Origin of the sequence: Pseudoxanthomonas sp. SGT-18, assembly GCF_003931645.1 — a bacterium.
Lineage (GTDB): Bacteria > Pseudomonadota > Gammaproteobacteria > Xanthomonadales > Xanthomonadaceae > Pseudoxanthomonas.
Map to the genome: position 1 here is coordinate 1 of NZ_RRYJ01000010.1, position 20,362 is coordinate 20,362.

Annotated in this window: 20 protein-coding genes and 1 pseudogene; 9 read left to right on the top strand and 12 right to left on the bottom strand. The window is 73.9% G+C overall.

The window, feature by feature from the left end; all coding sequences use genetic code 11:
- Positions 1 to 335, bottom strand: a 335-nt coding sequence (locus EIM47_RS13030) for a hypothetical protein (protein WP_028915202.1), incomplete at its 3' end; no start/stop codon positions are given.
- Positions 336 to 680: 345 nt separating this feature from the next.
- Between EIM47_RS13030 and EIM47_RS13035 the strand changes: the two genes are divergently transcribed.
- Positions 681 to 2,903, top strand: a complete 2,223-nt coding sequence (locus tag EIM47_RS13035) for a S9 family peptidase (protein WP_125077205.1) — start codon at positions 681 to 683, stop codon at positions 2,901 to 2,903.
- 98 nt (positions 2,904 to 3,001) lie between these two features.
- Here EIM47_RS13035 and EIM47_RS13040 read toward each other — a convergent pair whose 3' ends face one another.
- Positions 3,002 to 3,487 carry a hypothetical protein gene (locus tag EIM47_RS13040; RefSeq protein ID WP_125077146.1) on the bottom strand — a complete coding sequence of 162 codons (486 nt, stop codon included), beginning with the start codon at positions 3,485 to 3,487 and terminating at the stop codon, positions 3,002 to 3,004.
- A 148-nt stretch (positions 3,488 to 3,635) separates the two neighbouring features.
- On the opposite strand from EIM47_RS13040, the gene hemB reads away from it, so the two are divergent.
- Complete coding sequence (hemB, locus tag EIM47_RS13045; RefSeq protein ID WP_019398329.1) at positions 3,636 to 4,625, top strand: porphobilinogen synthase; 990 nt, start codon at positions 3,636 to 3,638, stop codon at positions 4,623 to 4,625.
- Between the two features lie 29 nt (positions 4,626 to 4,654).
- On the opposite strand, the gene EIM47_RS13050 is transcribed toward hemB, so the two are convergent.
- On the bottom strand, positions 4,655 to 5,536 hold the full coding sequence (locus EIM47_RS13050) for a PD40 domain-containing protein (RefSeq protein ID WP_164514615.1): 882 nt from the start codon (positions 5,534 to 5,536) through the stop codon (positions 4,655 to 4,657).
- A gap of 71 nt (positions 5,537 to 5,607) precedes the next feature.
- On the opposite strand from EIM47_RS13050, the gene aroE reads away from it, so the two are divergent.
- The 3 genes and pseudogenes from aroE (at position 5,608) to EIM47_RS16010 (ending at position 7,255) form a co-directional block, all read left to right on the top strand.
- Positions 5,608 to 6,459: a shikimate dehydrogenase gene (aroE, locus tag EIM47_RS13055; protein WP_028915206.1), complete on the top strand. Its 852-nt coding sequence runs from the start codon at positions 5,608 to 5,610 to the stop codon at positions 6,457 to 6,459.
- Between the two features lie 9 nt (positions 6,460 to 6,468).
- Complete coding sequence (locus EIM47_RS13060) at positions 6,469 to 6,822, top strand: hypothetical protein (RefSeq protein WP_240626239.1); 354 nt, start codon at positions 6,469 to 6,471, stop codon at positions 6,820 to 6,822.
- 260 nt (positions 6,823 to 7,082) lie between these two features.
- A pseudogene (locus tag EIM47_RS16010) lies at positions 7,083 to 7,255 on the top strand (DUF2798 domain-containing protein).
- A gap of 21 nt (positions 7,256 to 7,276) precedes the next feature.
- On the opposite strand, the gene EIM47_RS13070 reads toward EIM47_RS16010, so the two are convergent.
- The 7 genes from EIM47_RS13070 to EIM47_RS13100 all read right to left on the bottom strand — a co-directional run bounded on the left by EIM47_RS13070 (position 7,277) and on the right by EIM47_RS13100 (position 14,255).
- Positions 7,277 to 7,516, bottom strand: a complete 240-nt coding sequence (locus EIM47_RS13070; RefSeq protein ID WP_125077147.1) for a hypothetical protein — start codon at positions 7,514 to 7,516, stop codon at positions 7,277 to 7,279.
- Between the two features lie 95 nt (positions 7,517 to 7,611).
- Positions 7,612 to 8,910, bottom strand: coding sequence for a DUF58 domain-containing protein (locus EIM47_RS13075; RefSeq protein ID WP_125077148.1), 1,299 nt, complete (start codon positions 8,908 to 8,910; stop codon positions 7,612 to 7,614).
- 34 nt (positions 8,911 to 8,944) lie between these two features.
- The gene (locus EIM47_RS13080; protein ID WP_125077149.1) at positions 8,945 to 9,931 is read right to left on the bottom strand and encodes a MoxR family ATPase; all 987 of its coding nucleotides are present in this window, start codon (positions 9,929 to 9,931) and stop codon (positions 8,945 to 8,947) included.
- Positions 9,928 to 11,052 carry a DUF4350 domain-containing protein gene (locus EIM47_RS13085; protein ID WP_125077150.1) on the bottom strand — a complete coding sequence of 375 codons (1,125 nt, stop codon included), beginning with the start codon at positions 11,050 to 11,052 and terminating at the stop codon, positions 9,928 to 9,930. The genes EIM47_RS13080 and EIM47_RS13085 overlap by 4 nt, the downstream gene beginning before the upstream one ends.
- On the bottom strand, positions 11,049 to 12,587 hold the full coding sequence (locus EIM47_RS13090; RefSeq protein ID WP_125077151.1) for a DUF4129 domain-containing protein: 1,539 nt from the start codon (positions 12,585 to 12,587) through the stop codon (positions 11,049 to 11,051). Before EIM47_RS13090 ends, EIM47_RS13085 begins: the two co-directional genes overlap by 4 nt.
- Complete coding sequence (locus EIM47_RS13095; protein ID WP_125077152.1) at positions 12,577 to 13,578, bottom strand: stage II sporulation protein M; 1,002 nt, start codon at positions 13,576 to 13,578, stop codon at positions 12,577 to 12,579. The genes EIM47_RS13090 and EIM47_RS13095 overlap by 11 nt, the downstream gene beginning before the upstream one ends.
- Entirely contained in the window at positions 13,575 to 14,255 is a 681-nt protein-coding gene (locus tag EIM47_RS13100; RefSeq protein ID WP_240626243.1) for an RDD family protein, read from the bottom strand. Before EIM47_RS13100 ends, EIM47_RS13095 begins: the two co-directional genes overlap by 4 nt.
- Positions 14,256 to 14,423: 168 nt before the next feature.
- Here EIM47_RS13100 and EIM47_RS13105 point away from each other — a divergent pair, with 168 nt between their 5' ends.
- Positions 14,424 to 14,729 (top strand): hypothetical protein, encoded by a 306-nt coding sequence (locus tag EIM47_RS13105; protein ID WP_019398334.1) that lies wholly within the window; start codon positions 14,424 to 14,426, stop codon positions 14,727 to 14,729.
- On the opposite strand, the gene EIM47_RS13110 is transcribed toward EIM47_RS13105, so the two are convergent.
- Positions 14,702 to 15,253: a gamma carbonic anhydrase family protein gene (locus EIM47_RS13110; protein WP_125077154.1), complete on the bottom strand. Its 552-nt coding sequence runs from the start codon at positions 15,251 to 15,253 to the stop codon at positions 14,702 to 14,704. The two genes, EIM47_RS13105 and EIM47_RS13110, sit on opposite strands and share 28 nt — an antisense overlap.
- Before the next feature lie 44 nt (positions 15,254 to 15,297).
- On the opposite strand from EIM47_RS13110, the gene EIM47_RS13115 reads away from it, so the two are divergent.
- Positions 15,298 to 16,746, top strand: coding sequence for a coniferyl aldehyde dehydrogenase (locus EIM47_RS13115; RefSeq protein WP_019398336.1), 1,449 nt, complete (start codon positions 15,298 to 15,300; stop codon positions 16,744 to 16,746).
- A gap of 87 nt (positions 16,747 to 16,833) precedes the next feature.
- Complete coding sequence (locus EIM47_RS13120; RefSeq protein WP_125077155.1) at positions 16,834 to 18,387, top strand: MFS transporter; 1,554 nt, start codon at positions 16,834 to 16,836, stop codon at positions 18,385 to 18,387.
- Positions 18,388 to 18,390: 3 nt separating this feature from the next.
- Here the strand turns inward: EIM47_RS13120 and EIM47_RS13125 are convergent, their stop codons facing one another.
- Positions 18,391 to 19,413: a cysteine synthase A gene (locus tag EIM47_RS13125; protein WP_019398338.1), complete on the bottom strand. Its 1,023-nt coding sequence runs from the start codon at positions 19,411 to 19,413 to the stop codon at positions 18,391 to 18,393.
- Between the two features lie 117 nt (positions 19,414 to 19,530).
- Here EIM47_RS13125 and xth point away from each other — a divergent pair, with 117 nt between their 5' ends.
- On the top strand, positions 19,531 to 20,301 hold the full coding sequence (gene xth, locus EIM47_RS13130) for an exodeoxyribonuclease III (RefSeq protein ID WP_019398339.1): 771 nt from the start codon (positions 19,531 to 19,533) through the stop codon (positions 20,299 to 20,301).
- Positions 20,302 to 20,362 lie beyond the last annotated feature (61 nt).

Sequence of the window (20,362 nt, forward strand, 5' to 3'; positions counted from 1 at the left end):
GCGCAGGGGAAGGTGCGGGACAGGCCGATCAGCAGGAACAACTCGACCGGCTCCTCGTCGCGCACCCGGCCGTCCTCGCGGGCCTTGCGCAGGGCCTCGTCGATGATCCGCCGGTAGTTGTCCTCGTTCAGCGCCAGCTTCGGCGGCGCGCAGTACAGCGGACGCTGGCCGCCGGTGGCCAGGGCGGCATTGGCATAGGTGAAGCCGTTGCCCAGTCCCAGCAGGTAGATGCCCTGGGCGATGCGCACTTCCGGATCGGCCGAATCCCGCTGCGCCTCGTAGTCGGCGACCGTCAGCGCGCATGCGCCATCGACCACGGTCATCGCGGCGAGCATGGACGCCGCCGCCAGCAATCGCGAAACCTTCAATGCATCCCCCAACAGGCCGGACCGGAAGGGCCACAGGCCGGCCGGGGCTCGCCGCCGCAGTCCTGCGGCGCTGCCCGGGCGCGTCCATGCAAGCCCGCGGCGGGACTCTGCTGGGACACGCCACGGCTGTCAATCCTGGCGTGCGCGCAGCACCGCCGCGATGCGCCTTGCGGCCCCGGTAGCGGCGGCGCGCCACGCGCGGCGCGGTCCGGCGCACGCCGTCTACAATGCCCGGATGTCGCCTTACCGGATGCCTGCATGCGCCTTGCCTTCTTCCCCGCCCTCGTCTCGCCGTTGCTGCTTGCCTTCGCCATGACGCAACCCGCCCCTGCCACCGCCGCGCCGGCGGGAGAAAAGCTCACCCTCGAGGCGATCACCGGCAGCGCGCCGCTGTCCGGCCCGACGCTGATGAAGCCGAAGGTTTCGCCCGACGGCGCGCGGGTGACCTTCCTGCGTGGCAAGGAGAACGACCGCAACCGCCTGGACCTGTGGGAATACGACGTGGCCAGCGGCCAGACCCGCATGCTGGTGGACTCCAGCGTGGTGCTGCCGGGCGAGGAAGTGCTCAGCGAGGCGGAAAAGGCGCGGCGCGAACGCCAGCGCATCGCCTCGCTCTCGGGCATCGTCGACTACCAGTGGTCGCCGGACGGCAAGGCCCTGCTGTTCCCGCTGGGCGGCGAGCTGTACCTGTACGACCTGGCCCGCGAAGGCCACGAGGCGGTGCGCAAGCTGACCTCGGGCGAGGGCTTCGCCACCGACCCCAAGCTGTCCCCGCGCGGCGGCTACGCCAGCTTCGTGCGCGACCGCGACCTGTGGGTGATCGACCTGCAAAGCGGCCGCGAGATCCGCCTGACCCACGACGCCAGCGACACCATCGCCAACGGCGTGGCCGAGTTCGTGGCCGACGAGGAGATGGGCCGCCACACCGGCTACTGGTGGGCGCCGGACGACAGCGCCATCGCCTTCATCCGCATCGACGAATCGCCCGTGCCGCTGCGCCAGCGCCACGAGGTGCACGCCGACCGCACCGTGGTGGTGGACCAGCGCTACCCCGCCGCCGGCGATCCCAACGTGCGCGTGCAGCTGGCCACCATCGCCCCGCGCGCCGGCGCCAGGCCGCGCTGGATCGACCTGGGCAAGGAACAGGACATCTACCTGCCGCGCGTGGACTGGCGCGACCCGCAGCGCCTGACCTTCCAGCGCCAGTCGCGCGACCAGCAGCGGCTGGAGCTGGTCGAGGCCGACCTGGCCAGCGGCCGGCAGCGCGTGCTGGTGACCGAGACCTCGCCGACCTGGGTGCCGCTGCACAACGCCCTGCGCTTCCTGCCCGACGGCCGCTTCCTGTGGGCCTCCGAGCGCAGCGGCTACCAGCACCTGTACATCGCCAGCGAGGACGGTAGCCAGCTGACCGCGCTGACCTCCGGCGAATGGGTGGTGGACGAGCTGCTGGCGGTGGACGCCGAGGCCGGCTACGCCTGGTTCTCCGGCACCCTGGATTCGCCGCTGGAGAAGCACGTCTACCGCGTGCCGCTGGCCGGCGGCGCGGTGGAGAAGCTGTCGAAGGAGCCGGGCATGCACGGCGCCAGCTTCGCGCGCAACGCCAGCGTGTACGTGGACTACTGGTCCAACGAATCCACCCTGCCGCAGACCGAGCTGTACCGCAACGACGGCACCCGCCTGGCTACCCTGCTGCGCAACGACCCGGCCGATCCGGCGCATCCGTTCGCGCGTTACCGCCAGGCGCAGCTGCCGGTGGAGTTCGGCACCCTGGCCGCGGCCGACGGCCGCACCGAGCTGCACTACAGCCTGATCCGCCCGGCCGGCTTCGACCCCGGGAAGAAATACCCGGTGGTGGTCTACGTCTACGGTGGCCCGGCCACCCAGACCGTGACCCGCAGTTGGGCCGGCCGCGGCGACGGCATGTTCAACCAGTACCTGGCGCAGAACGGCTACGTGGTGTTCTCGCTGGACAACCGCGGCACCCCGCGCCGCGGCCGCGACTTCGGCGGCGCGCTGTACCGCCGCCAGGGCACGGTGGAGGTGGACGACCAGCTGCGCGGCATCGAGTGGCTGAAGTCGCAGCCGTGGGTGGATGCGGCGCGCATCGGCGTGCACGGCTGGTCCAATGGCGGCTACATGACCCTGATGCTGCTGGCGCGCACCGATGCCTACGCCTGCGGCATCGCCGGCGCCCCGGTCAGCGACTGGGGCCTGTACGACACCCACTACACCGAGCGCTACATGGGCCTGCCGGCCTCCAACCCGGACGGCTACCGCGCCGCGCGCGTGCTGGAGCACATCGACGGCCTGGTCGGCCCCAAGGCGCCGAAGCTGCTGCTGCTGCACGGCATGGCCGACGACAACGTGCTGTTCACCAACGCCACCGCGGTGATGTCGGCGCTGCAGAAGCGCGGCCAGCCGTTCGAGATGATGGCCTACCCCGGTGCCCGCCACGGCCTGTCCGGCGCCGACGCGCTGCACCGCTACCGCCTGGCCGAGGACTTCTTCGGGCGCTGCCTCAAGCCCGGGCGCTGAGGCGCGGCTTTGTTCCCGGACGCGCTTCGCTCGTCCGGGAACAAAGCCGCAGCGGCCCCCAGGACAGGAACGCCGGCCCAAGGCCGGCGTTCCTGCTTTCAGTTGCCCGGTTCCACCGGCACGGAGGCCCCTGGCCGGCTGCCCGGTTCCGGCTGCGGCGCCACCGCCCCCGGCGGCACCCAGATGGCGACGCCGGCCGCCTTCTTCTGCGTGGTCGGGATGCCCACGCTGAGGCCGCCGGCGGTGTGGCGCCCGAAGCTGCCGGCGCCCACCGACATGCCCACCGGCGATCCGGACGAACCCACGCCCACCAACACCACGCCGTTGGCGCCCAGCGCCGCGGCCTCGCGCTTGAGCCGCGCCACCGCAGCGTCGGTCTGGCCCTGGGTGCCGAAGCCGACCGCGCTGGAGGCTTCCAGCTGGGCGATGTCCTGCGAGCCCGGCGGCGGCGCCGAGTAGATCTGCACCTGGGACGGGTCGATCGGCGGCCGCGCCTGGCCCAGCATGACCTTGGATGTGCCGGCGCAGCCGGCCAGCAGCAGGCCGGCCAGGGACGCGGCGATAAGTGGCTTCATGTGGCGCATGGCGGTTCCCCCTGGGTCCGATGGTGGTGGCCGGATGTTCCCCCCGGCCGGGTGAATCGGCCGCGAATCGCCCGGCGGGCGGGACAATCGGTCCGGGGAAGCGGCGCCGGCCCGGGGCGTATCATTCCAGGCCTGCAAGGAGCCATCCATGTCCTATCCCCTGATCCGCCCGCGCCGGATGCGGCGCGACGAGTTCTCCCGCCGCCTGATGCGCGAGAACGTGCTGACCACCAACGACCTGATCTACCCGGTCTTCGTCCACGAGGAGAAGGGCCGCGCACCGGTGCCCTCGATGCCGGGCGTGGAGCGGCTGTCGATCGACGAGCTGCTGCGCGTGGCCGAGCAGGCGCTGGAGCTGGGCGTGCCGGTGCTGGACCTGTTCGGCGTGCCCGATCCGGCAGCCAAGACCGCCGACGGCCGCATCGCCTGGGATCCGGACGGCATCGTCCCGCGCGCCATCCGCGCCCTGAAGTCGCGCTTCCCCGAGCTGGGCGTGATGAGCGACCAGGCGCTGGACCCGTACACCACCCATGGCCAGGACGGGCTGATCGACGAGTCCGGCTACATCCTCAACGACGAGACCATCGAAGCGCTGGTCAGGCAGTCGCTGGTGCACGCCGAGGCCGGCGTCGACATCCTCTCGCCCTCGGACATGATGGACGGCCGCATCGGCGCCATCCGCGAGGCGCTGGAGAACGCCGGTTTCATCAACACCCGGATCATGTCCTACGCGGCCAAGTACGCCAGCGCGTTCTACGGCCCGTTCCGCAGCGCGGTCGGCAGCGCCGGCAACCTCGGCAAGGGCAACAAGTTCACCTACCAGATGGACCCGGCCAATTCGGACGAGGCCCTGCGCGAGGTGGAGCTGGACATCGCCGAGGGCGCGGACATGGTCATGGTCAAGCCGGGCCTGCCCTACCTGGACGTGATCCGCCGGGTGAAGGACGCCTTCGGCGTGCCGACCTTCGCCTACCAGGTCAGCGGCGAGTACGCGATGCTCAAGGCGGCCGCGGCCAACGGCTGGCTGGACGAGAAGGCCTGCGCGATGGAGGCGATGCTGGCGTTCAAGCGCGCCGGCGCCGACGGCGTACTGACCTACTACGCGCTGGACGTGGCGCGCTGGCTGCGCGAGGACTGAGCCACGCCGGCCTGCGGGCGGCCCGGCGCTCAGGCGCCGGGCATGCAGCCGTCGGCCCCGCGCAGGGTCGGCACGGCGACCCGGTACAGATCACCCTTGCCGGCCTTCGGCGCCGGCGCCGAGCCGGTGACCAGCAGGTCGGCCGGGCGTGAAAGATCGACCACCGGCGCCCGCGTGTCGCGGTCCTCGGTGTTGAAGGACAGCCCCCATGGACCCTGCGCGGCATAAGCCACGCCCCGGCAGGCGGCCAGGTGGAGGCGCGAGCGGCCACTGGCCGGATCGCGCCGCGCGAACAGCAGCGCGCGGCCGCCGTCCAGCTCCAGCACGTCCAGTTCGTCGATCCGGGTGTTGACGCCCGGCAGGGGGCCGGCCAGGACGAAACTGCCATCGGGAAGGATCCGCGCGGCGTACAGGTCCAGCCCTCCGGCACCGGGGTGGCCATCGCTGGCGAACAGCAGGCGGTCCGCGGAGGGCGTGGGCGAATGCTCGTTGCCCGGCGTGTTGAGCGCGACCAGCGGCTCCGGCGTGCCCCAGCGCTGGCCGTCGAATGCCACCCGGTACAGGTCCAGGCCGCCGCGGCCATCCTCGCGTTCGGAGGCGAAGTACAGCCAGCGTCCGTCCGGCGAGAACGCCGGCTCGGTCTCGGTGCCGGGGGTGTTGAACGGCAGCGGCTGCGGATCGACCCAGCGGATGCCGTCGCGGCGGGCGATCCACAGGTCCATGCCGCCGGCGCCACCGGCACGGTCGCTGGCCCAGGCCAGCCACTGCCCGTCCGGGGAAACGCTGCCGCGCAGCTCATCGTCGCGCGTGGACACGGTCCACAGGCCCTCGATGCCAAACTCGGCCAGGCCGGACGCACTGGCCGGCAGGAGTAGACTCAGGCAAAGGGCCGTCCGCAGGTGGCTTCGCATGGCTCGGTCCGTAGTCCCGGGCCGGGCAGTCTAGCCGCCATCGGCCCCACCACCGCAACGTCGAGGACGCCATGCCCGAAGCCCGCTATGCCGTGTTTGGCCACCCCATCGCCCATTCGCTGTCGCCGCGGATCCATGCAGCCTTCGCCCGGCAGACCGGCATCGCCCTGCAGTACACGGCCATCGATGCCCCGCCGGAAGCGTTCGCCGACATCCTCGCGGCGTTCGCCGCCGGCGGTGGCCGCGGCGGCAACGTCACCATGCCGCTGAAGGAACAGGCGCACGCGCTGTGCGCCAGCCTCACCCCGCGCGCGCGCGCCGCGCAGGCGGTCAACACCCTGACCTGGCGCGACGGCCAGTGGCATGGCGACAACACCGACGGCGCCGGCCTGGTGCGCGACCTCACCGGCCGCCACGGCCTGGACCTGCGCGGCCGCCGCACCCTGCTGCTGGGCGCCGGCGGCGCCGCGCGCGGCGTGGCCGGCGCGCTGCTGGAGGCCGGCGTGCTGGAACTGGCGGTGGTCAACCGCACCGCCGCGCGCGCCGACGCCCTGGTCGACGCGCTGGGCCAGCCCGGCCGCGCCTATTCGCGCTACTGGGACGACCTTGCCAACCAGGGCGACTTCGAGCTGATCGTCAACGCCACCTCGGCCGCGCGCGGCACCGGCGCCGGCGCGTTCAACGCCCCGATCACCCTGGTCAACAGCCGCACCGTGGCGGTGGACATCAACTACGGCGAGGCGGCGATCCCGTTCCTGGCCTGGGCGCGCGCCGCCGGCTGCCTGCGCGTGGTCGACGGCCTGGGCATGCTGGTCGAACAGGCGGCCGAGGCCTTCGAGGCCTGGCACGGCGTGCGCCCGGACACCCAGCCGGTGTACGAGGAACTGCACGCGCAACACGCGCGCCTGGTCACCGCGGACTGAGGCCAGCAGATGCCGACCCAGTTGCTGACCATGCTGGCCTACCAGCTGCCGGAACTGCTGGCCGCCAGCCTGGTGCTGGCCCTTCTGCGCATCCGTACCCGCACCGGCGCCCCCGGCCGCAGGCTGGCCGTGGCCGGCGCCCTGGTGGTCCTGCTCGCGTCCCTGCTGCGCCTGCTGGCCAGCCTCGGCCAGGGCTGGGTGCTGGCCCGCGGCATGGCCGGCGGCGGCGAATCCCTGGGCACCTGGCTGGCGCTGTACAGCGCGGCGGTGATGCTGTTTGCGCTGGCGTCCGCGGTGGGCCTGGCCGTGCTGGGCTGGGGCGCGCTGCGCGCGATCAGCGCGGCCGGCGCCCGCGCCGCCTGAAGGCCGGCAGCGCCCGTTCGGCGGCCACGGACGCCGGGCCGCGCCTGCGCGGGAGGACAGCCCCGGCCGCTCAATGCGAGGCGATGTAGCCGCTGCCCGGCTCCCGCGGCGGCAGGGCGAAGCTTTCGCATCCGCCCCCACTGCACTGCTGGAGAACCATGAGTAGCAACCATCGCCAGGACTCCCACATCCTCCCCGGCATTCCCAAGCTGCCCGCACGTTGCGCGGCGATCGTCATGCCGCTGCTGCTGTCGGTGCTGATGAGCGCGATCGTCTCGCTGGTTTCCACGCTCAAGGCCGCGGGACTGGCGCCGGACCTGCTGCCGCGCTGGATCGGGCCTGGGGCCTGTCCTGGCTGATCGCCTTCCCGGTGCTGCTGCTGGTGCTGCCGGTGGTGCGGCGGCTCGCCGCGATGCTGGTGCGTGCGGCCTGAGCGGGCCGCGCAAAGCCCGGCTCAGGCCAGCGGCCGACGGTACACCGCAGCGCTGATGCACGACAGCACGCTGACCACGAACCAGCCGAACGGGAACAGCGACAGGGTCAGCAGCCAGGTCAGGGCGCCGGCGATGCAGGCGGCCAGGAACCACAGCACGGCCGAAAGCACCCGCCCCTGCACCAGCTGGCCCAGGCCGGGCACGACGAGGCTGCAGATGGCGGCAATCACGTTGCCCGCGGAGCCGGGTCCATTGCTCATTGCGCAACTCCTTTGAGTGGATGGCTCCATCCTCGCCGACCGATGCTGGCCGGCCAGTGAAGGAGGTCACGCGACCCAATCCGAAAATCCCGGCCTCACAGCAGCCCGTCGCGCTTGACCGCCAGGTAGCGCTCCACCAGCGCGCCGGGCAGCTCGGCCGCGGTCACGTCCAGGGTCATCACCCGGTGCCGGCGCAGCGCTTCGTGCGCCTGGGCACGCTGGGCCAGGTAGGCGGCGGTGGCGCCGGCGCGGATCGCGCCGCGCACGTCGTCCACTTCCGTGGCCAAGGCCTGGTCCAGCTCCTGCTCGCGCAGGCTGGCCACGCACACCAGGTGCCGGCGCTGCAGCAGGCACACCGCCGCCAGCAGGTCGTCGGCGTCCTCGTCGCGCACGTTGGTGCACAGCATCACCAGCGCGCGCCGGCGCTGGCGCAGGGCCAGGGCGTCGGCCAGGGCCAGGTAGTCGGTGGCCACCGCCTGCGGTTGCAGGTCGTAGCTGGCGCGCAGCAGGCCCTGCAGCGCGCCCGGCCCGCGCCGCGGCGGGATCCAGCGGTGGCCGGCGCCGCTGGCGAGCAAGCCCACCGCATCGCCCTGGCGCAGCGCCAGCCAGGCCACCACCAGGGCGGCATTGAGCGCGTGGTCGAAGTGCGACAGCCCGCCCTCGCTGGCGAGCATGCGCCGCCCGGTATCGACCACCAGCATCAGCTGCTGGTTGCGCTCCTCCTGGTATTCGCGCGAGACCAGCTTGCGCGCGCGGGCGGTGGCCTTCCAGTCGACCTGGCGCAGGCTGTCGCCGACGCGGTACTCGCGCAGCTGGCGGAAATCGGTGCCCTCGCCGCGGCGGCGGCGCACGTGCGCGCCCACCAGCAACGAGGCCTGTTCGGCGCTGAACAGCGCCAGCTTCGCCAGCGGCGCGAAGTCGGGGTAGACCCGCACCTGCTGCGGCTGGCCCGCGGTGCGCAGCGCGCGCCACAGCCGCCACGGCGACGGCAGGCGCAGGTGGGTGCCCTCGAACACGAAGCTGCCGCGCGCGGCCGGGACCAGCCGGTAGCGGACCCGGGCCACGCCGTGCGCCGGCAGCGACAGCCGCAGCGGCAGGCCCTCGGCGCGCCAGCCCGGCGGATGCAGGTCGGCCAGTTCCAGCCGCAGTGCCGGCACCGAGCGCAGCTCCAGCTGCAACTCGCGCGGCACGCCCACCGGCAGCACGTCGGCCAGGCGGCGCTCCACCTGCGGCGTGGGAATGGCGCGCAGGCGCCAGGCATCCACCGCCGCAAGCAGCGCCAGCAGCGCCACCAGCAGCCACCATGCCCACGCCGGGGCCAGGCCCAGCGCCGGCAGCACGCCGGCCAGCGCGCATAGCGCCAGCAGGGCCAGCAGCGGCATGCCGGGCCTCATCGCGCCTCCGGCGACCGGGCACTGCGGCGAGCGCTCACTTGCGCGGCGCCTCCACCCGGGCCAGCAGCGCGCGCAACACCTCGTCCGGCGACTGCCCGTCGATCTGCAGTTCCGCCGCCAGCGCGATGCGGTGGCGCAGCGCCGGCAGGGCCACCGCGCGCACGTCATCCGGGGTGGCGAAGTCGCGGCCCTCCAGCACCGCCTGCGCGCGCGCCGCGCGCACCAGGGCGATGCTGCCGCGCGGGCCCGCGCCCAGGGCGATGCCCGGCCACTTGCGGGTGGCGGCGACGATCCGCACCGCGTAGTCGACCACCGCCGGATCCATCGCGACCCGGGCCACGCCCTGCTGCATCGCCACCAGCTCGGCGGCGCCGACCACCGGCACCACCTCGTCCAGCTCGAAGCCGCCGCCGCTGCGCCCGCCGGTGACTTCGGCCACCATGCGCACCTCGTCCTGGTGGCGCGGGTAGCCGATCAGCAGCTTGAACAGGAAGCGGTCCAGCTGCGCCTCCGGCAACGGATAGGTGCCCTCCTGCTCCACCGGATTCTGGGTGGCCAGGGCCATGAACGGTGGCTGCAGCGGGAACGACTCGCCCTCGATGGTCACCTGCCCTTCCTGCATCGCCTCCAGCAACGCCGACTGGGTCTTGGCCGGGGCGCGGTTGATCTCGTCGGCCAGCAGCAGGTTGGTGAACACCGGGCCGCGGCGGATGCGGAAGCTGGCGCTGTCCGGGTCGTACACCGCGTGGCCGCTGATGTCGCTGGGCATCAGGTCGGGGGTGAACTGCACCCGCGCGTGCTCCAGCGCCAGGGCGCGGGCCAGCGCGCGCACCAGCAGGGTCTTGCCCAGCCCGGGCACGCCCTCGATCAGCACGTGGCCGCCGGCCAGCAACGCCACCAGCACCTGGTCCAGCACCTCCTCCTGGCCGATGAACGCGCGCGCGACCTCGGCGCGGATCGCGGCCACCCGGCTGGCGAGGGCTTCTCCGGTGATGGGTTGCAGGGTGGACGTGTCGCTCATAGCCGGTTCCTCATCTGGACCAGGGTGCGCATGCGCGCGTGGAATTCTTGGCGGTCGCCCGGGCGCTGCAGCGCTTCGCGCACCAGCTGCGGCGGCAGCTGCAGGCGCGCCGCCAGGGCCGCGGCGCGCTCGGCGCCGGCAAGCGCGTGGAGCGCCGGTTCGCGCCGCCGCAGCCGCGCCAGGAAGGCCTCGCGCAAGGCCGCGTGCAGCAGTTCGTGGTGCCCGCGCCGGTACAGCAGTTCGCCGCTGGCCTGCACGTGCTCCAGCAGCGAGCGCCGCGCTGCCACCGGCGCCGGCAGCCACGGGCCGAAGCGCTGGCCGTGCCGCCACAGCCCGGCGCCCAGCAGCAGCAACAGCGGCAGCCACACCATCCAGCCGCGCCGCAGCAGCTCCAGCCACGGCGGCAGGCGCTCGGACATGCGCACCAGGTGCACGGTGCCGCGGCCGTAATTGGGCGCCAGCACCTGCCGCGCCAGGGCCTGGTGCGGCACCTCGCGCAGCGGGCCGTTGCCGAGGAAATCCATGTCCGCCAGCAGGTCCACGTGGCCGCGGCCGTGGCGCCAGCGCGCCCAGGCCAGGCCATGCCCCTCCTGGCCCCAGCGCAGCTGCGGCGGGCGCGCCGCATCGGGCACGAAGCGGCGGCCGCGGCAGAACTCGACATGGTCCGGTTGCCGCGGCACGCGCAGGGGCTCGCAGCGCGGCGCGCGCAACCCCTGGCGCAGGCCCAGCGCCGCCAGCAGCGGCACCGCGCCCGGGTCGCCGCCGCGCGGCGGCGTGCGCAGCACCAGGTGGCCGCCGCGCGACACCCAGGCCAGCAGCTGCCCGGCGGCGGCGGCATCGACCCGCGCCGGGTCGCCGAGCAGCAGCACGGTGTCGCGCGGATTGCCGACCAGCGCGGCCGGCTGCAGGCCGTCGTGCCCCGCCACCGGGCGGCCGTCGGCTTCCAGGGTGCGGCGCAGGGCATACAGCGGGTCGGCCGCGGCCTCGCCTCCCGGCGGCAGCGGGATGCGCCGTTCGACCCGCTCGAAGTTGTGCAGGACCCAGGCGGTGGCCACCGCCAGCACCAGGGGCAGGCCCAGCGCGATGCCGCCGGCGAGGATCCCGCGCTCGCGTGCGTTCATGCGCGCCACCCCCAGCAGCGGCCGGCGTCCTCGACCAGGGCCTCGAACGCGGCCGCATCCGGCAGGCTGCCGGCATAGGCGGCGTACTGCCAGGTGCGCACGGTACGGGCGAACACCGTGCGCCCGGCATCGGGCGCCAGCGCCGCGGCGGCACGCAGGCATTGCGCCTCGGTGGCGCCCGGCGGGAGTTCGACCCGCGTGCGCACGGCCATCGCCACGACGCTGGCGCGATACAGCAGGGCCAGCGCCGCGCGCGGGCTGCCGCCGCTCCACAACCGGCGGACCGCGGCGGGAATGTCCTCGGGCAGGGCTTCCGGGGGCGCATCCGCATCCACTTCGACCATGGCGGCTGCCGGCAGCCGGCGCAGGCGGCCCGCGCCGCCACGCAACCAGGGCAGCCAGCGCCGCGCGGTCAACACCAGCAGCAGGAGCAGCGCGCCCAGCAGCAGCCACAGGCCGGACTCGGCCAGCCAGGCCACCACGCCGGAGAGCTCCCGCAGCCAGGACGGCAGCGTTGGCAATGGCGCCTGCGCCCGCGGGGCGCGCCGCTTCCATTCCATGACCACCCGCTCGCGGCCGAGCTGTGGGTCGCGGTAGGCGCGTGCGGCGGCGCGGCGGAACCCGGCATCGTCCTGCAGCTGCTCGCCGAACACCCGCGGCAGGGTCGGCCCGTCCTCGCCGGCCCGGATGCTGCTGCGCGCAGCGGCGTCCTCCGGCTCCGGCGCGTCGGCGGCGCGCGCGGCCAGCGGCAACGCCGCCAGCAGCGCCAGCAGCAGCGGTGCACCCTGTGCCAGCAGGCGCCGGCGCATGCGGCGGAAAGCCAGCTCCAGGTCCCAGGCCTCGCTCTCGCTGCGGCGGTTGAGGTACATGCCGAAGCCGGCGGCGACATGGAACGGCCCGACCACCGCCGCCGCGATCCACAGCAGCGCGGCCGCCACCAGCCACAGCCATTGCGGCGGCGGCCAGCCCAGGGACCGCCACCACGCCTGCAGCAGGTCCTGCGGCACGAACAGCAGCACCAGGCCGATCCCGCCAAGCGCCAGCACCAGCTCGAACGCCAGGCACACCGTGGTCAGCACGCAGGCCTGGGCGTACGCATTCGTGCCCACGGCGTGCCGCCGCGCCGTGCGCAGGTTGCCGCTGTTCCCCTCCAGCAGGTCCACCGGCAGCAGCAGCGATCGCGCCGGCCCGAAACGGCGCCACAGCAGGTGGGCCGGCAACGTCGCCGGGGCGAAGCGCGGTTGCGCGCGCAGCGTGGCCAGGGCGTCCGGCACCTGGCCGAACACCGCGCGCGAGAGCACGTACAGCGGGATCCGCTCCAGCGCCGGCTTCAGCCAGGCGGCCAGGACGATGCCCAGCCATGGCACGCCCAGCCACCAGGCCACGGCGTTGGCCGCCAGCGCCACCGCCAGGGTCGCCAGCAACCACGGCCGCCACACCGCCGCCGCGTGCCGGCGCAACAACGCGCTGCCCAGCTCCATCGCCTCCCAGGGCGAGCGCGGGCGCAGGTTGACCTGCAGGTCCTCAGGCCGCATCGGCATCCTCCGCGCCGCGGCCGCCGCGCCACAGCCAGGCCAGCACCCCGCTCCACAGCAGCGCGGCCACGCCGAAGCGCAGCCAGTCCGCCAGCCAGCGGGTCGAGGACCAGAACGCCTCGACGAAGGCCGCGCCCAGCAGCATCAGGGCCACGCCCAGGCACAGGCGCGCGCCGATGCGCCCGGCATGCACCAGCGCGTCGCGGCGCCTGCGGTTGCCCGGCGCCACCAGGGCCAGGCCCAGGCGCAGGCCGGCGCCGCCGGCAATCACGATCGCGGTCAGCTCCAGTGCGCCATGGGTGCAGACGAAGCGCCAGAACGGCCCGCCGTGGCCTACCGCCTGCAGGTAGCCGGCGGCGGTGCCGATGACCACGCCGTTGAACAGCAGCACCACCACCGTGCCCACCCCGGCCAGCAGGCCGCCGGCGAAGGTGCGCAGTCCGATGCTGATGTTGTTCATCACGTAGTGGCCGAACATGCGCCAGTCGTCGCCGCTTTCGCGGCCCAGCGCGCGCGCCGGGTCGGCGCTGTCGTACATGCGTTCCAGCTGCGCCAGCTGCTCCTGGCCGAGCAGGTGCTGGGCCAGGTCCGGGCGCCACAGCGCCAGCAGGCCGGTGGCCAGTAGCGGCAGCGCGAACAGCGCCAGCGAGGCCCACATCACCGGCGCCTGGGCACGCACCAGGCGCGGGAAGCCGGCGGCGACGAACTCCAGCGCGGTCCGCCAGCGCGGCGGCGGGGCGCGGTACAGCACGGCGTGGCCGTCCTGCATCAGCTGCTGCAGGCGCGCCAGCAGCGGCGCGCTGTAGCCGCGGCTGCGGGCCAGCGCCAGCTGCTGGCACAGGCGCCGGTAGCGCGCCGGGAATTCGGCATCGGGCATGGCCGCCGCGGCGCCGGGGGCGGGCGCGCCACGGGCATTGCCGCGGTGGCGCAGCCAGTACTCCAGCGCCTGCCATTCGGCCTGGTGGCGGGCGACGAACTGCTCCTGCCTCATCGCCGTCCCAGCAATGCGTTGGCGATGCCGTACAGGCGCTCCACGCCCGCGGCGCCGGTGGCGCCGGTCAGCGGCTGCAACAGCCCGGCCAGTTCCGCGCGGCGCGCCGGCGGCAGCTGCGGGGCGCGCTCGCCGAAGGCGACGATCGCCGCCTGTTCGTCCGCGCGCAGCGGCTGCCCGGGCGCGCGCGCCGGCACCGCCGGCACCTGCGGCGCGGCGGCCGGCGGCGGCACGTGCACCACCAGGGTGTCGGCGACCAGGTCGCCGACGCGGCGTCCGTGGCGGTCGCACAGGCTGGCGACCAGGCCGGTGGCGTAGCCGAACGGCAGCGCGTCCACCGTGCGTAGCAGGTTGCGCACGATCGCCTGCAGCCAGCCCACCGGCGCGCCGTCGCCGCCGACCACGCGCAGGCCCATGGCGCGCTTGCCCGGGGTCTGCCCGTCCCAGGCCACCTCGCACACGATCGGGTAGGCCCAGGTCACGGCGAACAGCAGGACCAGGCGCAGGCCCTGGCCGAGCCCGCCCATCAGGGCCAGCACGGTGCCGAGCACGAGCATGATCGCCATCCGCACGCCCAGGTCGATCAGCCAGGCCAGCGCGCGCGGCACCGGGCCGGCGGCCGGCAGGTGCAGCGGCACGCCCTCGGGGGTGACCACCTCGCGGTAGGTGTCGAGCAGGCGCGCGGGTTCGCCGGTCGCGTGCGCGCCGGTCGCGCTGCTGCCTTCGCTGGCCGGCGCTCCTGCCGGCTTGCCTGCCCGTGGCGGCATGGGTTCCCCGCTCCTTGCCCGCCGCCGACTTTAACCGGCCGCCGCGCGCCCTGCCCAGCCAGGGCCTACACTGGGCGCATGCATCCGCCGGCAGCCCCCGCCTTCGCGTGCCGCAGCGGTTGCGCCGCCTGCTGCACCGCCCCGTCGATCTCCTCGGCGATCCCCGGCCTGCCGCACGGCAAGCCGGCGGGCATGCCCTGCCCGCAACTGGACGCGGCCCTGCGCTGCCGCCTGTTCGGCCGTCCGGAACGGCCGGCCGTGTGCGCCTCGCTGCGCCCGGGCCCGGAGATGTGCGGCGCCAGCCGCGCCGAGGCGCTGGCGATCCTGGCCGCGCTGGAGGCGGCCACCACGCCGGATCAGCCGGCCGGCGCCATCCCCAGGTAGGCGTCCTTCAGGCGCACGTAGTGCGCGGCCGAGTAGTGCAGGCTCTCGATCTCGCGCTCGCCCAGCTTGCGCACCAAGCGCGCCGGATTGCCCAGCCACAGCTCGGCCTCGCCCACCACCTTGCCCGGACCGACCACCGCGCCCGCGCCGACGAAGCCGTACTTCTCCACCCGGGCACCGTCGAGCACGCGGGCGCCCATGCCGACCATGCACAGGTCGGCGATGGTGCAGGCGTGCAGGATCGCACCGTGGCCGACGGTCACGTCCTCGCCGACCAGGGTCGGGTAGCCGCCCTTGTTGTACGGGCTGTGGTGGCTGGTGTGGATGATGGTGCCGTCCTGGATGTTGCTGCGCGCGCCGATGCGGATGTGGTTGACGTCGCCGCGCAGCACGCAGCCCGGCCACACCGAGACGTCGTCGCCCAGCTCCACGTCGCCGATCACGACGGCGGCCGGGTCCAGGTACACGCGCTGGCCGAGCACGGGCGAGCGTTCGAGGTAGGGGCGCAGGTTGGGCGTTTGCATGGGCACATTGTAGGCGCGGCGGCGCGCGGCCCTACACTGCGCGCATGGATGCCCCTGCCGCCCCCGCCAAGTCCCTGCCCGTCGACCCGCCCACCGCGGTGGCCGAACTCGCGCCCACCCTGCAGCGCCTGCGCGCGGCCTGGCAAGGGCAGCGCCCCGGCTATGCGCAGCGGCGCGACGACCTGCGCGCCCTGCGCGCGGCGCTGAAGGCGGGCCTGCCGCGGATGGTGGAAACGATCGCCGCCGACTTCGGCCACCGCCCGCGCGAGGAAAGCCTGCTGGCCGAGGCCATGCCGGTGCTGTCCACCATCGACCTGCTGCTGCGCAACCTGCGCGGCTGGATGCGGCCGCGCCGGGTTTCGGCCGGCTGGCGGCTGTGGCCGGCGCGCGCGCAGCTGCGCAGCGAGCCGCTGGGCGTGGTCGGGGTGATCTCGCCGTGGAACTACCCGGTGAACCTGGCGCTGGTGCCGCTGGCCACCGCGATCGCCGCCGGCAACCACGTCTACCTCAAGCCCTCCGAGGCCACGCCCGCCACCTCGCGCTTCCTGCGCGAGTTGCTCCAGGAGGTGTTCCCCGCCGACCGCGTGGCCGTGGCCCAGGGCGGCGCCGACGTCGGCGCGGCGTTCGCCGCGCTGCCGCTGGACCACCTGGTGTTCACCGGTTCGACCGCGGTCGGGCGCAAGGTCATGGCCGCCGCGGCGGCCAACCTCACCCCGCTGACCCTGGAGCTGGGAGGCAAGTCGCCGGCCATCGTCTGTCCCTCGTATCCGCTGGAACGGGCCGCCGCGCGCCTGGCCACCGGCAAGTGGTTCAACGGCGGCCAGACCTGCATCGCCCCGGACTACGCGCTGGTGGTCGGCGGCCGCGAACGCCGCGATGCCCTGGTCGCAGCACTGCGCGCCGAAGCCCTGGCCCGCTACGGGGACCTGTCCGGGCAGGCCGGCGACTACACCCGGATCATCGACCAGGCCCAGTTCGCGCGCCTGCAGGCCTGGCTGGACGAGGCCCGCGCGCGCGGTTGCGAGGTGCTGCCGCTGGTGGATGGCCACGACCCGGCGCGGCGCCTGTTCGCGCCGACCCTGGTGCTGGACCCGCCGGAGGACATCGCGCTGATGCGCGAGGAAATCTTCGGCCCGGTCCTGCCGGTGCTGGCGGTGGACTCGCTGGAGGCGGCTATCGGCTTCGTCAACGCGCGCCCGCGGCCGCTGGCGCTGTACCCGTTCTCCGCCGAGCGCGGCGAGATCGAGCGGGTGCTCGGCTCGGTGCTGGCCGGCGGCGTCACCGTCAACGACACCCTGCTGCACTTCGCCGCCGAGCACCTGCCGTTTGGCGGCGTCGGCCCCAGCGGCATGGGCGCCTACCACGGCCGCGCCGGCTTCGATGCCTTCAGCAAGCAGTTGCCGGTGCTGTGGCAACCTCGGCGCAGCGCCAGTGACCTGCTGCGGCCGCCCTACGCAAGGCTGGCGCGCCTCATCGGATTCCTGCTGCGGTAGTCCCGGCACCGGAGGCCTGGGCGCCGTCCGTCGAAAACCCCGCATGCCGCTCGTCGCAGTGGCAGGCCCCCAGCTTTCCCCGAGACAATGCCCCAGCCGCTTTCCGCCCCCAAGGCCACCCGCCGCGAATGGATCGGCCTGGCCATCATCGCCCTTCCCTGCCTGGTCTACGCGATGGACCTGACCGTGCTGAACCTGGCACTGCCGGCGATCAGCGCGCAGCTGGATCCCAGCGCCAGCCAGCTGCTGTGGATCGTGGACATCTACGGCTTCCTGGTGGCCGGTTTCCTGATCACCATGGGCACGCTGGGCGACCGCATCGGCCGGCGCAAGCTGCTGCTGGCCGGCGCGGCCGCGTTCGCCGTGGCCTCGGTCATGGCCGCGTTCTCGCGCAGCGCGGAAACCCTGGTGGCGATGCGCGCCCTGCTGGGCGTGGCCGGCGCGACCCTGGCGCCCTCGACCCTGTCGCTGATCCGCAACATGTTCCATGACGAGCACGAGCGCCAGTTCGCGATCGGCGTGTGGATCGCCGCGTTCTCGGTCGGCGGCGCGATCGGCCCGCTGGTCGGCGGCCTGCTGCTGCAATGGTTCTGGTGGGGCGCGGTGTTCCTGGCCGCGGTGCCGGTGATGGTGCTGCTGCTGGTGCTGGGGCCGAAGCTGCTGCCGGAGTACCGCGACCCCGACGCCGGCAGGCTGGACCTGGCCAGCATGCTGCAGTCGCTGGGCGCGGTGCTGGCCGTGGTCTACGGGCTCAAGCGCATCGCCGAACATGGCGTGGATCCACGCGGCATCGCCGTGCTTCTGGCCGGCATCGCCCTGGGCGCGATGTTCGTGCGCCGGCAGCGGCACCTGCCGTATCCGTTCCTGGACGTGACCCTGTTCCGGCGCCCGGCGTTTTCCGCCGCGATCGTGGCCTACGCCCTCACCGGCCTGGCAATGATGGGCGTCTACATCTTCATGACCCAGTACCTGCAGCTGGTGCTGGGACTGACCCCGCTGCAGGCGGGCCTGGCCACCATCCCGTGGTCGGTGTGCTTCACCGCCGGCTCGCTGCTGGCGCCGCGGCTGGCGCGGCACTGGGGCGCGCGCCGGGTGATGGTGCGCGGGCTGGTGCTGGCCGCCGCCGGGTTCGTCGTCACCGCGCTGGTGACGCCGCCGCACGCGCTGTGGTTCCTGGTCGCCGGGATGATCGCGATGAGCATCGGCCTGGCGCCGGTGATGACGGTGGGCAACGAGCTGATCATCACCACCGCGCCGCCGGAGCGCGCCGGGGCGGCCTCGGCGCTGTCGGAGACCAGCGCCGAACTGAGCGGTGCGCTGGGCATCGCCGTGCTCGGCAGCGCCGGCATGCTGCTGTTCCGGCTGTGGCTGGGCCCGGCGCTGCCGGCGGGCCTGGAACCGGCCGAGGGCGCACGCGCCCTGGCCACCCTGGGCGGGGCGATGTCGGTGGCCGGCGGCCTGGCCGACGGCGGCGCGTTCGCCGAGGCCGCGCGCACCGCGTTCACCGATGCCATGCACGCGGTGGCCGTGTTCGGCGCGGCGATGATGCTGGCCGCGGCCTGGATGGCCGCGCGCCTGATGCGCGACGGCGAAGGCGAGGGTGCGCCAGTGCCGGCGCTGGACCAGGCCCCCGGCGCCTGAGCCTCAGGCCGGTTCCGGGAACGCGCGCTCCAGCCACTCCGGCACCGGCAGGCCCTTGCCGCGCAGGAAGGCCGGGTTGAACAGCTTGCCCTGGTAGCGGGTGGCGCCGTCGGCCAGCACGGTGACGATCGTGTGCCCGGGGCCCAGTTCCCGCGCCAGGCGCACCGCGCCGGCGATGTTCACCCCGCTGGAGCCGCCCACGCCCAGGCCTTCGTGGGCCATCAGCTCGTGTACCCAAGGCAGCGATTCGCTGTCCGGGATCGACCAGGCGTAATCCACAGGCGCGTCCCGGAAGTTGGCGGTGATCCGGCTGGAGCCGATGCCCTCGGTGATCGAACCACCTTCGGACGTCAGTTCCCCGGTGTTGACGTAGCTGGCCAGCGCCGAGCCGGCCGGATCGGCCAGGGCGATGGCCACCCCGGGCTTGCGCGCCTTCAGCGCGCGGCCCACGCCGGCGAGGGTGCCGCCGGTGCCGGTGGCGCAGACGAAGCCGTCGATGCGGCCGCCGGTCTGCTCCCAGATCTCCACCCCGGTGGTGGCTTGGTGGAAGTCGCGGTTGGCGGTGTTGTCGAACTGGTTGGCGAACCAGGCGCTGCCCGGCGCCCCGGCGTTCATCCGCTCGACCAGGCGCCGCGCCTGGTGCGCGTAGTGCTCCGGGTTGGCGTAGGGCACCGCCGGCACCAGCCGCACCTCGGCCCCGGTCACGCGCAGGGCCTCGATCTTCTCCCGGCTCTGGGTGGCGGGCATGGTGATGATGGTGCGGTAGCCGCGGCTGGCGCCCAGCAGCGCCAGGCCGATGCCGGTATTGCCGGCGGTGCCCTCGACGATGGTCGCGCCCGGGCGCAGCGCACCGCTGCGCTCGGCATCCAGCAGCAGGCCCAGCGCGGTGCGGTCCTTGACCGAGCCGCCAGGGTTGAGGAACTCGGCCTTGCCGAGGATCTCGCAGCCGGTCAGCTCCGAGGCGCGGCGCAGGCGGATCAGCGGGGTGTGGCCGATCGCGGCGGCCAGGTCGGTGCAGGTGCGCATGCTCGGGAGGGGCAAGGTGTCGGGGGCCTGCCGCAGATGGTGCGCGGATCGGCGGCGAAGTCCAGCGCCGCGGCGTAAAACCCGGATAATGCGCGCACGCCCCATGCCTGCGTCGCCATGAAGATCGCCTCCTGGAACGTCAACTCGCTCAACGTGCGCATGCCGCACCTGGAACAGTGGCTGCGCGCCTTCGCGCCGGACATCGTCGGGCTGCAGGAAACCAAGCTGGAGGACCACAAGTTCCCGGACGCGACCCTGGCCGCGCTGGGCTACCGCAGCGTGTTCTCCGGGCAGAAGACCTACAACGGCGTGGCCATCCTCTCGCGCGAGGCGCCGCGCGACGTGCTGGTCGGCGTCCCCGGGTTCGAGCACGAGCACAAGCGCGCCATCAGCGCGACCATCGGCGACCTGCGCGTGGTCAACCTGTACGTGGTCAACGGCCAGGACGTGGGTACCGAGAAGTACGAACTGAAGCTGGCGTGGCTGGCCGCGGTGCGGAACTGGCTGGAGCAGGAAGCGCGGCAGCACCCGAAGCTGGTGGTGCTGGGCGACTTCAACATCGCCCCGGACGAGCGCGACGTGCACGATCCGGCGGTGTGGAACGAGAACCACATCCTCACCTCCGCCGCCGAGCGCGCCGCGCTGCGCGGACTGCTGGACGTGGGCCTGCACGACGGCTACCGCCTGCTGCACCAGGAGGGCGGGGTGTTCAGCTGGTGGGACTACCGGATGGCCGCGTTCCGCCGCAACCTCGGCCTGCGCATCGACCTGACCCTGGTGTCCGAAGCGCTGCGGGGACAGGTCGCCGCCGCCGGCATCGACCGCGAGCCGCGCACCTGGGAGCGGCCCAGCGACCACGCCCCGGCATGGATCGAACTGGCCGCCTGAGCGGGGCCCGGGAAGGCGAAGGCCCGGGAAATCCCGGGCCCACGCCTCCTCGTCGTTCCGT

Coding starts and splice junctions, on each gene's coding strand:
- EIM47_RS13035 (WP_125077205.1), top strand. CDS start 681: ATGACGCAACCCGCCCCTGCCACCGCCGCGCCGGCGGGAGAAAAGCTC.
- EIM47_RS13040 (WP_125077146.1), bottom strand. CDS start 3,487: ATGCGCCACATGAAGCCACTTATCGCCGCGTCCCTGGCCGGCCTGCTG.
- hemB (WP_019398329.1), top strand. CDS start 3,636: ATGTCCTATCCCCTGATCCGCCCGCGCCGGATGCGGCGCGACGAGTTC.
- EIM47_RS13050 (WP_164514615.1), bottom strand. CDS start 5,536: ATGCGAAGCCACCTGCGGACGGCCCTTTGCCTGAGTCTACTCCTGCCG.
- aroE (WP_028915206.1), top strand. CDS start 5,608: ATGCCCGAAGCCCGCTATGCCGTGTTTGGCCACCCCATCGCCCATTCG.
- EIM47_RS13060 (WP_240626239.1), top strand. CDS start 6,469: ATGCCGACCCAGTTGCTGACCATGCTGGCCTACCAGCTGCCGGAACTG.
- EIM47_RS13070 (WP_125077147.1), bottom strand. CDS start 7,516: ATGAGCAATGGACCCGGCTCCGCGGGCAACGTGATTGCCGCCATCTGC.
- EIM47_RS13075 (WP_125077148.1), bottom strand. CDS start 8,910: ATGAGGCCCGGCATGCCGCTGCTGGCCCTGCTGGCGCTATGCGCGCTG.
- EIM47_RS13080 (WP_125077149.1), bottom strand. CDS start 9,931: ATGAGCGACACGTCCACCCTGCAACCCATCACCGGAGAAGCCCTCGCC.
- EIM47_RS13085 (WP_125077150.1), bottom strand. CDS start 11,052: ATGAACGCACGCGAGCGCGGGATCCTCGCCGGCGGCATCGCGCTGGGC.
- EIM47_RS13090 (WP_125077151.1), bottom strand. CDS start 12,587: ATGCGGCCTGAGGACCTGCAGGTCAACCTGCGCCCGCGCTCGCCCTGG.
- EIM47_RS13095 (WP_125077152.1), bottom strand. CDS start 13,578: ATGAGGCAGGAGCAGTTCGTCGCCCGCCACCAGGCCGAATGGCAGGCG.
- EIM47_RS13105 (WP_019398334.1), top strand. CDS start 14,424: ATGCATCCGCCGGCAGCCCCCGCCTTCGCGTGCCGCAGCGGTTGCGCC.
- EIM47_RS13110 (WP_125077154.1), bottom strand. CDS start 15,253: ATGCAAACGCCCAACCTGCGCCCCTACCTCGAACGCTCGCCCGTGCTC.
- EIM47_RS13115 (WP_019398336.1), top strand. CDS start 15,298: ATGGATGCCCCTGCCGCCCCCGCCAAGTCCCTGCCCGTCGACCCGCCC.
- EIM47_RS13120 (WP_125077155.1), top strand. CDS start 16,834: ATGCCCCAGCCGCTTTCCGCCCCCAAGGCCACCCGCCGCGAATGGATC.
- EIM47_RS13125 (WP_019398338.1), bottom strand. CDS start 19,413: ATGCGCACCTGCACCGACCTGGCCGCCGCGATCGGCCACACCCCGCTG.
- xth (WP_019398339.1), top strand. CDS start 19,531: ATGAAGATCGCCTCCTGGAACGTCAACTCGCTCAACGTGCGCATGCCG.